General features: G+C 72.3%; 12 protein-coding genes, 1 pseudogene and 1 riboswitch. Of the genes and pseudogenes, 5 read left to right on the forward strand and 8 right to left on the reverse strand.

Annotated elements, in window-relative coordinates:
• Position 1: 1 nt before the first annotated feature.
• Positions 2 to 88, reverse strand: a riboswitch (ZMP/ZTP riboswitch).
• Positions 89 to 190: 102 nt separating this feature from the next.
• Positions 191 to 490 (forward strand): hypothetical protein, encoded by a 300-nt coding sequence (locus E1266_RS39320; RefSeq protein ID WP_243718299.1) that lies wholly within the window; start codon positions 191 to 193, stop codon positions 488 to 490.
• A gap of 36 nt (positions 491 to 526) precedes the next feature.
• Positions 527 to 1,072: a hypothetical protein gene (locus E1266_RS39325; RefSeq protein ID WP_243718300.1), complete on the forward strand. Its 546-nt coding sequence runs from the start codon at positions 527 to 529 to the stop codon at positions 1,070 to 1,072.
• Positions 1,073 to 1,141: 69 nt separating this feature from the next.
• Here E1266_RS39325 and E1266_RS08630 read toward each other — a convergent pair whose 3' ends face one another.
• From E1266_RS08630 to gap, 6 genes are all read right to left on the reverse strand, one after another.
• Positions 1,142 to 1,612 (reverse strand): Lrp/AsnC family transcriptional regulator, encoded by a 471-nt coding sequence (locus tag E1266_RS08630; protein ID WP_132045572.1) that lies wholly within the window; start codon positions 1,610 to 1,612, stop codon positions 1,142 to 1,144.
• Positions 1,613 to 2,000: 388 nt separating this feature from the next.
• Positions 2,001 to 2,372: an RNA polymerase-binding protein RbpA gene (locus E1266_RS08635; protein WP_131950398.1), complete on the reverse strand. Its 372-nt coding sequence runs from the start codon at positions 2,370 to 2,372 to the stop codon at positions 2,001 to 2,003.
• Between the two features lie 84 nt (positions 2,373 to 2,456).
• Positions 2,457 to 2,699: a preprotein translocase subunit SecG gene (gene secG, locus E1266_RS08640; protein ID WP_132045574.1), complete on the reverse strand. Its 243-nt coding sequence runs from the start codon at positions 2,697 to 2,699 to the stop codon at positions 2,457 to 2,459.
• 139 nt (positions 2,700 to 2,838) lie between these two features.
• Positions 2,839 to 3,600, reverse strand: coding sequence for a triose-phosphate isomerase (tpiA, locus tag E1266_RS39330; RefSeq protein ID WP_132045597.1), 762 nt, complete (start codon positions 3,598 to 3,600; stop codon positions 2,839 to 2,841).
• A 51-nt stretch (positions 3,601 to 3,651) separates the two neighbouring features.
• On the reverse strand, positions 3,652 to 4,839 hold the full coding sequence (locus E1266_RS39335) for a phosphoglycerate kinase (RefSeq protein ID WP_132045576.1): 1,188 nt from the start codon (positions 4,837 to 4,839) through the stop codon (positions 3,652 to 3,654).
• A 158-nt stretch (positions 4,840 to 4,997) separates the two neighbouring features.
• Positions 4,998 to 6,002, reverse strand: a complete 1,005-nt coding sequence (gene gap, locus E1266_RS08655) for a type I glyceraldehyde-3-phosphate dehydrogenase (RefSeq protein ID WP_132045578.1) — start codon at positions 6,000 to 6,002, stop codon at positions 4,998 to 5,000.
• Between the two features lie 224 nt (positions 6,003 to 6,226).
• On the opposite strand from gap, the gene E1266_RS08660 reads away from it, so the two are divergent.
• From E1266_RS08660 to E1266_RS08670, 3 genes are read left to right on the forward strand one after another with little or no spacing between them, the layout of a single operon-like run.
• On the forward strand, positions 6,227 to 6,934 hold the full coding sequence (locus E1266_RS08660; RefSeq protein WP_132045580.1) for a hypothetical protein: 708 nt from the start codon (positions 6,227 to 6,229) through the stop codon (positions 6,932 to 6,934).
• Entirely contained in the window at positions 6,931 to 8,211 is a 1,281-nt protein-coding gene (locus tag E1266_RS08665; protein WP_132045582.1) for a hypothetical protein, read from the forward strand. The genes E1266_RS08660 and E1266_RS08665 overlap by 4 nt, the downstream gene beginning before the upstream one ends.
• Positions 8,201 to 9,415, forward strand: a complete 1,215-nt coding sequence (locus E1266_RS08670; RefSeq protein ID WP_132045584.1) for a hypothetical protein — start codon at positions 8,201 to 8,203, stop codon at positions 9,413 to 9,415. The genes E1266_RS08665 and E1266_RS08670 overlap by 11 nt, the downstream gene beginning before the upstream one ends.
• A 226-nt stretch (positions 9,416 to 9,641) precedes the next feature.
• On the opposite strand, the gene whiA is transcribed toward E1266_RS08670, so the two are convergent.
• Complete coding sequence (gene whiA, locus E1266_RS08675; RefSeq protein ID WP_132045586.1) at positions 9,642 to 10,622, reverse strand: DNA-binding protein WhiA; 981 nt, start codon at positions 10,620 to 10,622, stop codon at positions 9,642 to 9,644.
• A 61-nt stretch (positions 10,623 to 10,683) separates the two neighbouring features.
• Positions 10,684 to 10,935, reverse strand: a pseudogene (locus tag E1266_RS08680) (hypothetical protein); the annotation flags it as partial.

Consider the following 10,935-nt stretch of genomic DNA (forward strand, 5'->3'; position numbering starts at 1 on the left):
GCCCGTACACCCAGGCGCGCGGTGTGCGGACTACGTACGCTCCCCGGTGGTCGCCTCCACCTTGACTGCGCCAGTCGCGTGCGCCCCATCATACCGAGCCGCCCGCAGCCCGCGCGGTGACAGTGCTGGGACCGACACGACGAACAGGCCGCCCAGCAGGAGCAGCGCCCCGGCCGCGACGGGCGCCGACATGCGCTCGCCGAGCAGGACCAGCGCGAGACCCGCGGCCACGAGCGGCTCGACCAGGCTGAGCGTCCCGGCGGCCGCCGCCGTGACGCGCGCCAGGCCCGTGACGAAGCACATGTACGCGGCGGCGGTGGCGGCGATCCCCAGCCAGGCCACGAGCAAGGCCGACCGGGGCGCGGCGAGCGCGGGCAGTTCGGTCAGCGTCCACGGCAGCAGCACCGCTCCCCCGGCGAGCAGCGTCACCGACACCGCGGCGGCCATTCCCACGTCACGCCCGGTGAGGACCTTGGCCGACACGGTGTAGACGCCGAAGCACGTCCCGGCGACGAGGCTCAGCGCGATGCCGACGGGGTCGGCGCCGCCGGCGCCGCCGGCGCCGCCGTTCGAGGCCGGGGCCATCAGCAGCGCGACGCCGCCGATCGCGCAGGCGGTTCCCGCCCACCAGCGGCGGCTCAGCCCGGTCCCCAGGACGATCCGCTCGCAGAGCCCCGTCGAGACCGGCGCCAGCCCGAACACGACGGCGGTCGCGATGGCCGCACCCGTGCGGTTCACCGATGTGAAGAAGGCCGCCTGGAACGTGCCGGTGGCGGCCGCCGCGGCCAGCAGCGGCCCCCAGGTCCGCCGGGTCAGCGCGAGGAACGCCCGCCGCCGCGCCACGAGGACCAGCGCGGCGAGGATCAGGCCGCCCGAGAAGATCCGGGCTCCCCCGACCGCGACCGGACTCGCCGCCGACTCCGCCAGCACCTGCGCCGGCCCGACCGTCCCCCAGAGCACCCCCGCGACGAGCACCAGCAACGCCCCGGACGATTCATTCCGTCGATCCACACGACCGAACTTAGAAGGATCTGCGCCACTGCCGCGCAATCCCCGCACTTCCTTCGCCTGACGACTCCATAGCCATCATTCATTCGCCGACAGAAGAACCATCGGCGGGTTACCCGTAAGACGTTCGGTCCTACGACCGTCCCGCCGACGGAAGTTCGCCCTGCTCGACCGGCTGGACGTGGTCGTAGACGACCGTGGTGCGGACGTCCACGAACTCCTTGCGGCGCGCCAGCCGGTCGAGGACGAAGTCGCGCAGGTACGCGGTGCTCGGCACCGCCACGTGGACGAGCAGATCCTCGTTGCCCGTCACCACGAACACCCCGACGGCCTCGGGCATCGCCGCCATGCCGTCGCGCGCGGACTCGATAGCCTCCCGGGACTGCGGCCGGATCCGGATCGAGATGAGCGCCTGCACGCCCCGGCCGAGCCGCTCGAAGTCGACGGCGGCGTGGAATCCCGTGATGACGCCGCGCGAGCGCAGCGCACGCGTCCGCTCCAGCGCCGTGGACGGCGCGATCCCCACCGCCTCCGCCAGCTCCCGGTTGGTCTGCCGCCCGTCCCGCTGCAGCCGCCGCAGAATCGCCTGATCGACCGCGTCCATGCCACCTCCCGAGATCCCCGCCACAAGCCGAACCCAAGGTGCAGAATCGCACAAAAAACGCCGCTCCTCCGAAGGATATTCGGAGGAGCGGCGACGTCCACAAGATCCCGGCCCCAGACTCTAACTCCGCGATCGCGACCAAGGCGGTTCCGACCTGCGAAACGGCGAGCCACCGCGCTAACGCGCGCCCCCGTTACCCGCAAGCCCCAGCCGGCACCGCAACCCCGCGACGACCCCAACGTCCGCGATCGCGTCCGAAGGCAGGTTTCGAGCCTGCGAGAAACCTGATCGCGCAGCGAGCCGCCAGGCGAGCCGGAGCGATGCAGCGATCGCACGCATTGCCCGCCGAAGGAGGGCCCCCAGGGCCCGACGCCAAGGGCAATGCAAGTCAGCGGCTCGCGGACTCCAGGGCCTTCTTGACCGCGGCGCGCTTCTCGCGGAGCTTGGCGAGGGCCTCTTCGAGGATGGCCTCGCCGTCCTCGTCGCTGCGGCGCTCCTTCACGTACGCGAGGTGCGTCTTGTACGGCTCGGTCTTCGGCGGGGCCGGGGGGTTCTCCGAGTCCTGGCCGGCGGGGAACCCGCAGCGCGGACAGTCCCAGGTCTCCGGGACCGCGACGTCGGTCGCGAAGCTGGGCCGGGTCTCGTGCCGGTTGGCGCAGTAGAACGTCACCCAGACGCGGGGCGCGGCGTCGCCGCGCTCTGCCTCACCCATCGGACCGGCCCCGACACGGCTGCCCCGAATCGCGTTGCCACTACCCACGGAGTACTCCTCGCTCAGTGTTTCCGCCGCCGCCCGCGGTCTCCGGAGGGCGGCGCGGCGCTCGCATGGTGTCTGACGGGCGGTTCAGGGGGTGCCGTCACCCTTGAACAGCAGCCCGAGGACGACGATGGAGGCGAACCAGACCAGGCCGACGGCGACGGTCAGCCGGTCGAGGTTGCGCTCCACCACCGACGACCCGCCCAGGGACGTCGAGATGCCGCCGCCGAACATGTCCGACAGCCCGCCGCCCTTGCCCTTGTGCATCAGGACGAGAACCACCATCAGCAGGCTCGACAGGATGAGCACGATGGACGTTGCGATGATCACGATTCTTCAGCGCCTTGTCGTTCGTAGTTCAGGACGGTGGATCCGGCCGGGCGGTTTACCCGTCAGGTACGAAGGGTACGACGAACTACCCGCTGGTTCGGCAAGAACCCCCAGTTCACGCAGAATTGATCAGTTTTGATCAGACGGGGAGATCCCGGTACCGGCAGATCTTGACGAATTCTCCCGGGTCCAGGCTGGCACCACCGACCAAGGCGCCGTCCACGTCCTCCTGCGCCATGAGCTTGGCGATGTTGCCGCTCTTCACCGAACCGCCGTACAGGATACGCGCCTGGTCTGCCAGTCCGCCGTCATAGTGCTCGGCGAGCCGCGTCCTGATGGCGCCGCAGACCTCCTGCGCGTCCTCCGGGGTGGCGACCTCGCCGGTGCCGATGGCCCAGACGGGCTCGTAGGCGATCACGGTGCGCCGCGCCTGGTCGGCGGGGATCTTCTCCAGCCCGCCGTCCACCTGCGCCAGGACGTGCGCCACGTGCTCGCCGGCCTTGCGGACGTCCAGCCCCTCGCCCACGCACAGGATCGGGGTGAGGTCGGCGGCGAGGGCGGCCTTGGCCTTGGCGTTGACGAGCGCGTCGTCCTCGGCGTGGTACTGGCGGCGCTCGGAGTGCCCCACGGCGACGTAGGTGCAGCCCAGCTTGGCCAGCATCGCGGCGGAGATCTCACCGGTGTAGGCGCCGGAGGCGTGCTGGGAGACGTCCTGCGCGCCGTACTGGATCCCGAGCTTGTCGGCGTCGACCAGCGTCTGCACCGAGCGGATCGCCGTGAACGGCGGGAGCACGGCGATGTCGACGGCGTCGTGGTCGGCGTCCTTGAGGGCGAACGCCATCTTCTGCACGAGCTTGATGGCGTCGAAGTGGTTGTTGTTCATCTTCCAGTTGCCCGCCATGAGCGGCTTGCGGCCGCTCTGCGCGCCGGAAGGGGTCGTTCGCGCCACGTGTCAGTCCTCCAGGGCCTGCAGGCCGGGCAGCGTCTTGCCTTCGAGGTATTCGAGGCTGGCGCCGCCGCCGGTCGAGATGTGCGAGAAGGCGGCCTCGTCGAAGCCGAGCCGCCGGACGGCCGCGGCGGAGTCGCCGCCGCCGACCACGGTGAACGCGCCGGAGTCGATGAGGCCCTGGGCCACGGCGCGGGTGCCGTGCGAGTAGGGCTCCATCTCGAAAACGCCCATCGGGCCGTTCCAGAACACCGTGCGGGCGTCGGCGAGGCGCGCCGCGAAGAGCTTGCCGGACTCGGGGCCGATGTCGAGGCCGAGCCGGTCGGCCGGGATCGCGTCGGCCGCGACGACGCCGTGGTCGGCGTCGGCGGCGAACGCGGTGGCCGCGACGATGTCGACCGGGAGGACGAACTCCACCCCCGACTCCTCGGCGCGCCGCAGGTACTCGCGGACGGTGTCGAGCTGGTCCTCCTCCAGGAGGCTCTTGCCGACCTCGTGCCCCTGGGCCTTCAGGAACGTGAACACCATGCCGCCGCCGATCAGGATGCGGTCGGCCTTGCCGAGCAGGTTGTCGATCACGCCGAGCTTGTCGGACACCTTGGAGCCGCCGAGCGCGACGGCGTAGGGCCGCTCGACGTCCTCGGTGAGCTTCTTCAGCACCTCGACCTCGGCGGCGATCAGCCCGCCGGCGGCGTGCGGGAGCCGCCGCGGCACGTCGTACACCGACGCGTGCCTGCGGTGCACGGCGCCGAACCCGTCCCCGACGTAGATCTCGGCGAGCGCGGCGAGCCGGTCGGCGAACGCGCCGCGCTCGGCGTCGTCCTTGCTGGTCTCGCCGGGCTCGAAGCGCAGGTTCTCCAGCAGCGCGACGCCGCCGTCGGGGAGCCCGTCCGCGGCGGCGCGGGCGGAGTCGCCGACGACGTCTGCGGCGGCCGCCACGTCCGTGCCGAGCAGCTCGCCGAGGCGCGCGGCGACGGGGGCCAGCGAGAACTCGGGCTTCACCTCGCCCTTGGGGCGGCCGAGGTGGGCGCAGACGATGACCTTGGCCCCGCGGGTGCGCAGCGCCTCGATCGTCGGCAGGCTCGCGCGGATCCGCCCGTCGTCGGTGATGGAGCCGTCCTCGAGCGGGACGTTCAGGTCGGCGCGGACGAGGACGCGCCTCCCGGCGACGTCGAGATCGTCAATGGTCCGCATCGGGATGTCGGTGTCCTTCCGTACACGGCCGCGCCGTGGCCTCGCGCCCTTCTCTGCACGGTCTCCGTGCACGGTGCGCGGCCACGGCGCCAACGGCTGCGATCAGTGTTCTCCCGGGGGCGGCCCCCTGAGCCCCCGGGGCTGCGCCCTGAGGCGCTTTACAGCTGCGCGCCGACGAGCTTGACGAGGTCGACGAGGCGGTTGGAGTAGCCCCACTCGTTGTCGTACCAGCCGACGACCTTGACCTGGTCGCCGATGACCTTGGTCAGCCCGGAGTCGTAGATGCAGGACGCCGGGTCGGTGACGATGTCGGCGGAGACGATCGGGTCCTCGGTGTAGGTGAGGTAGCCCTTCAGCGCGCCCTCGGCCGCGGCCTTGAACGCCTCGTTGACCTCCTCGACGGTGACGTCGCGGGAGACCGTCACGGTGAGGTCGGTGGCCGAGCCGGTCGGCACCGGGACGCGCAGCGCGTAGCCGTCGAGCTTGCCCTTGAGCTCGGGCAGCACGAGCCCGATGGCCTTCGCGGCGCCGGTGGAGGTCGGCACGACGTTGATCGCGGCGGCGCGGGCGCGGCGCAGGTCCTTGTGCGGCGCGTCCTGGAGGTTCTGGTCCTGCGTGTAGGCGTGGACCGTGGTCATCAGGCCCTTCTCGATCCCGAAGGAGTCGTTCAGGACCTTCGCCAGCGGGGCCAGGCAGTTGGTGGTGCAGGAGGCGTTGGAGATCACCGTGTGGTTCGCGGGGTCGTACTTGTCCTCGTTGACGCCCAGGACGACGGTGAGGTCCTCGTTCTTGGCCGGTGCGGAGATGATGACCTTCTTGGCGCCGTTGTCGGCGTGCACCTTGGCCTTGGTCGCGTCGGTGAAGAAACCGGTGGACTCCACGACGACGTCGGCGCCGACATCGCTCCACTTCAGGGCGGCGGGGTCGCGCTCCGCGAACGCCTTGATGGCCTTGCCGCCCACGACGATCTCGTCCTCGGTGGCGCGCACGTCCTCGGGGAAGCGGCCGAGGATGCTGTCGTACTTGAGCAACTGGGCCAGGGTGGCGTTGTCGGTCAGGTCGTTCACGGCCACGACCTCGATGTCGGCCCCGGACGCCTTCACGGCGCGGTAGAAGTTGCGGCCGATCCGGCCGAACCCGTTGATGCCTACTCGGATGGTCACGGAAAGGCTCCTCGCACGTCGATAGCGTCCGGCGCTGCCGGACTGTCAACTACGGTCGATCCAGGGGATCTCCCCCACGCTCGACCCTATCCAATGACCCGCGAGTAGCTTGACACCGGCGGCGTGGGAATCCCGGGGTGAGCGCGTCTCCCCCGGTCGGGGGATGGCTCCCGTTCCGCCCCCGCTCACGGCATATGGCACGCCTTTCACTACACTCGCCGTCCATGCGCGGCGGGTGGCTCGTCCTGATCTTGAGCGGGGTGGTCCTGCTGGCCTGCCCGCCGCCCGCCGTCGCGCGGGAGCGCGCGGAGCCGGTGTCCCGCGCCGACCACATCGCCGCACAGCTCCGCCGCGACCCCGTCTACGTCACCGACCACGCCCCGCGGGCGCTGCCGCCGGACGCCGCCGCGCGGATCAAGGCGGCCGTCGCGCGCCTCGGCGTTCCGGCCTACGTGGCGGTCACGCCCACCGTCGGCCTCAACACCGGGCGGCACGGCGAGTCCCTCCTGCCGCTGCTGCGCGACCGGCTCCGCCGGGACGGCGTCTACATCGTGGCCTCCCCGTCCTCGCCCGACGGCGAGGTCCGCCAGTACGGCGGTTCCCGGCGGCTTCCGCTGGAGGACGCGTGGCGGGCCGCCGGGGACGAACTCCCCACCGACGCGAGCACCCCCGAGCGGATCGAGCTCTTCGTCGACATCGCCCTGTCCGGCCGGGCACGGGAGCGTGCCGATAACCCGCCTCCGAGACCGAAGTCGAAGGTGCGCAAGGCACTGGACGCCGACGACGCCGCGGACCGGCGGGCGGCCCTGACCGAGTGGGGGGTCTTCGGCGGGGGCGCCGCGCTCAGCGGGGTTCCCCTCCTCGCCTTCCTGGTCTTCCGCCGGGCCCACCGGGGCAGGAGCACGAAGAAGCCGGCGAAGGGCCGCAGATGAGACGGGCGGGCACCCTGGCGATCCTCACCGCCCTCCTCCTCACCGCCCTGGCCGTGGGCACCGCCGTCGCCGCCGACGACCCACCGCACGCCTACCACCGCCTGGACCGGATCTCCGCTTCCCTCGCGAAGGACCCCCTCTTCGTCGACCCGGACGTCAGCCACGCCCTCGGAGCATCCGAGCGCGCCCGGATCCGCCGGGCGATCGGCGAGACGTCCCGCAGCGTCGGCGTGCCCGCCTATGTCGTCGTCGTCCCGAACCCGAGCGACTCGGAGTCCCAGGGCCGCGCCGAGGCGTTCCTGTTCGCACTGCACGAACGCTCCGGCCGCGACGGCCTGTACCTCATGGCCGACTCGCGCGGCGGCCTGGAGTCCGAGGCGTTCCGGGTCCCGCGCCGCTTCCGGTACTCGGCGCTGGACGAGGACCAGCCGGGTTCCTGGCGGCCCGCCGACTACGACCGCCCGTTCGACGACCTGGCGCAGCGGATCGTCGAACGCCTGCGCAGCCACGCGACGGCCCCTTCGGCGTCCCCCACGATGCCGGAGCTGTACTCCACCCCCGACCCGTTCGGGAAGGAGAACGAGCTGACGCCGGCCGAGCCGGAGATCGCGGCCCCCCTCCTCACCGGTCTCCTCCTCGTCGGCCCCGCCGCGGCCGTCCTGCTGTACTGGACGGGCGTCGGCGTGCTCGCCCTGATGCGCCGCGAGAGCACGCCGCGGGACAAGCGGAGACCCATGCGGCAGAGCACGGCCTGGACCGAGCCCAGCATGCGGCGGCTACGGCGCCTGGCGGCCAAGGAGGTCGACGCGCTCCGCCAGGCGCTCGTCACAGCCGACGCCGAGCGCGGACGCTCCCACGCCGTCGCCGCCTACGATGCCGCCCAGATCCTCTACGACGACGCCAAAGAGGACGAGGACCGCGCCGTCGACCTCGTCGGCGCGATCGTCCTCGCCCGCCAGGGGCAGGTCGCGCTCAGCCGGGACATCGCCGACCCGCCCGTCCCCTGCGTGGTGAACCCGCTGCACGGCGACTCCGTCACGCGCAGGCGGCTGGCGAAGCTCACCCACAAGGTCCTCCCGAAGCCGTGCCCGCTGTGCGAGACCTGCGCCGACATCGAGAAGCGGCAGGGCCTCACCGACCGGCACCTCCTCAAGGTGCCGGGCCCCGGCCGCGCCCGCCCCCACACCGCGATCCCCGGCGTGTGGCGGGACACCGCCTGGGGCGCCACCGGCAAGAACTTCCACTCCCGCGTGATGAGGTATCTCGGTGTCGAGTGAACCGTCCCCCGGCGAACGGCTCGCGGCCGCGCTGCGCCGCTCCCCGATCTACGTCGACCCGTCGCTGGCGTCCGCGCTCCCCCCAACGGAGCGGCGTGAGCTCATCGCCGAGATCGGCAAGTCTCCCGCGCCCGTCTTCGTCGTCCTGGTCCCGCTCGTCGCGGGCGGCACCTGGTCCGACTCCGAGGATCTGGCGACGGTCGTCCACGACCGCCTCGGCCGCGACGGCATCTTCATCACGTTCGACGATAGGACCGACGATCTGGCCGCCCGCGAATGGGGCGGCGAGCACCAGGCCCGCGACGCCGCGTGGGCCGTCGCCCTCGACCGCGCGATGGACGACGCGCCGCTCGCGGCCAAGCTGTCGCGCATCATCGACCTGATCGTCGCGGGCACCGGCACCCGGGAGTACAAGCGGGTCTCCGCCGAGCTCAGGGCGCGCATCAGCAGACGCCCCGCCAGCCCCGGAGTCACGGCACCCGGCGGGGAGGACGGCGGTCTGGCCCTTCCCCTCGGCGCGGCGGGCGCGGCCGCCGCGGGCGTCGCGGGCCTCCTGCTGTGGCGTCGCCGCCGCATGGCGTCCGCCGCCCGGCGCGAGGTCGAGGACGAGGGCCTCCTCATGCCCCGCACGGTGTTCGAGACCGCGAACCGCGCGAACGAGGACCAGCTCCGCGAGCAGGCGTCCCACGAGGTCATCGCCTTCGGTGAACTCCTGGACGAGAGCGACACTCCCGCGAACGAGCGGACCCGCACCCTGATGACCAGGGCCCTGGACGCCTACCAGGCCGCCGGCAAGACCCTCGACGCGGCCCGGGGCATCCCCGACCTGGCCGGCGTCCTGGTCCTGGTGGACCAAGGCCGCGACGCCCTGGCCTCGGCCCAGGCCGTCGCGAAGGGCAAGCCGGAGATCCCGCCCATGCCGCTGTGCTTCTTCAACCCCCTCCACGGAGACGCCACGACGAAGCTCGACTGGCGCCCCCTGGGCTCCCGCGAGCGCCTCCGCGTCCAGGCATGCCCCACCTGCGCCCGCGCGACCCGCGCCAAGCGGACCCCGGAGGTCCTCATGGACACCCGCGACGGCCGCCCCGTCCCCTACTACGAGGCCGACCCGAAGAAGAGCGTCTGGGCCGAAACCGGCTACGGCCAACTACGCGAAGACCTGATCCACAGAGTCCTAAGAGGCGACCTGAACAACCCCAGGTAAACCCACAAACGAACAACACGACCGAGTCCCCGAAGGAACTTGGACAGAACCTTGGCCCCGGGCTCACGGGTCGTGCGGCCGGAGCGAGCGCAGCGAGCGCAGGTCGCACGACCCGAGCGAGCCGGGCGACCGCAGCGCCACAAACCCGCACGGTCGAACGAACCCGCAGAAGCGTGAGGATCGACCGGCTCGCACCGGGGGGTTTGGGGGGTCGCCCCCCAAACGACTAAGGCGCCAGCATGTCCGCCGTCAGGTTGGCGTCGGTGCCGGGGATGCCCTGGTCGCCGGCGCGCTTGTCGGCCATGGCGAGGAGGCGGCGGATGCGGCCGGCGATGGCGTCCTTGGTGAGGGGCGGGTCGGCGAGCTGGCCGAGTTCCTCCAGGGACGCCTGCTTGTGCTCGAGGCGGAGGCGGCCGGCGTTGACGAGGTGCTCGGGGGCGTCGTCGCCGAGGATCTCCAGGGCGCGGGCGACGCGGGCGCCGGCGGCGACGGCGGCGCGGGCGGAGCGGCGGAGGTTGGCGTCGTCGAAGTTGGCGAGGCGGTTGGCGGTGGCGCGCACTTCGCGGCGCATCCGGCGCTCTTCCCAGGCGAGGACGCTGTCGTGGGCGCCGAGGCGGGTGAGCAGGGCGCTGATGGCGTCGCCGTCGCGGACGACGACGCGGTCGACGCCGCGGACCTCGCGCGCCTTGGCGTGGATCTTGAGGCGGCGGGCGGCGCCGACGAGGGCGAGCGCGGCCTCGGGGCCGGGGCAGGTCACCTCCAGCGACATGGACCGGCCGGGCTCGGTGAGCGAGCCGTGCGCGAGGAACGCGCCGCGCCAGGCGGATTCGGCGTCGCAGGCGGCGCCGGAGACGACCTGGCGGGGCAGGCCGCGGACCGGGCGGCCGTTGTTGTCGATGAGGCCGGTCTGCCGGGCGAGGGACTCGCCGTCGCGGAAGACGCGGACGACGTAGCGGTTGCCCTTGCGCAGGCCGCTGGGCGCGAGGACGACGACCTCGGAGGTGTGCCCGAACACCTCCGCGATGTCCCTGATGAGGCGCCGCGCCGCGACGCCGGTGTCGATCTCGGCCTCGATCACGATGCGGCCGCTGACCAGGTGCAGCCCTCCCGCGAAGCGCAGCAGCGTCGAGACCTCGGCCTTGCGGCAGCACGGCTTCATGACCGTGAGCCTGCTCAGCTCGTCCTTGACCACACCGGTCATCGCCATCTGATGAACCCTCCCCCTATCGGACTCCCAGCAGTGTGGCCGATCCCGGCCGCGCGGGTCGTCAGTCGGTGAATATCTTGTAGAAGGCTTGGGCCAGCCGGGCGGGTTCATGACGCGGCGAGCCGTCGTCGGCGGCGACGTCGGCGAGGACGAGCCGCCCGCCGATCTCCTGGACGGCCTTGTCGAGGGCCGCCGGGTCGTCGACCACCCCGTCGTCGGCGAGGACGACGTCCACGCTGAGGTCGGGGGCGTGCGCCCGCAGGACCTCCAGGTGGGTCTGGGGGGAGAAGTCGTCGGTCTCGCCGGGCTGGGG

Origin of the sequence: Actinomadura sp. 7K534 (assembly GCF_004348575.1) — a bacterium.
GTDB lineage: Bacteria > Actinomycetota > Actinomycetes > Streptosporangiales > Streptosporangiaceae > Spirillospora > Spirillospora livida.

Coding starts and splice junctions, on each gene's coding strand:
- E1266_RS08665 (WP_132045582.1), top strand. CDS start 6,931: ATGAGACGGGCGGGCACCCTGGCGATCCTCACCGCCCTCCTCCTCACC.
- E1266_RS39325 (WP_243718300.1), top strand. CDS start 527: ATGCCGACGGGGTCGGCGCCGCCGGCGCCGCCGGCGCCGCCGTTCGAG.
- whiA (WP_132045586.1), bottom strand. CDS start 10,622: ATGGCGATGACCGGTGTGGTCAAGGACGAGCTGAGCAGGCTCACGGTC.
- E1266_RS39320 (WP_243718299.1), top strand. CDS start 191: ATGCGCTCGCCGAGCAGGACCAGCGCGAGACCCGCGGCCACGAGCGGC.
- tpiA (WP_132045597.1), bottom strand. CDS start 3,600: ATGGCGGGCAACTGGAAGATGAACAACAACCACTTCGACGCCATCAAG.
- E1266_RS39335 (WP_132045576.1), bottom strand. CDS start 4,839: ATGCGGACCATTGACGATCTCGACGTCGCCGGGAGGCGCGTCCTCGTC.
- E1266_RS08630 (WP_132045572.1), bottom strand. CDS start 1,612: ATGGACGCGGTCGATCAGGCGATTCTGCGGCGGCTGCAGCGGGACGGG.
- E1266_RS08660 (WP_132045580.1), top strand. CDS start 6,227: ATGCGCGGCGGGTGGCTCGTCCTGATCTTGAGCGGGGTGGTCCTGCTG.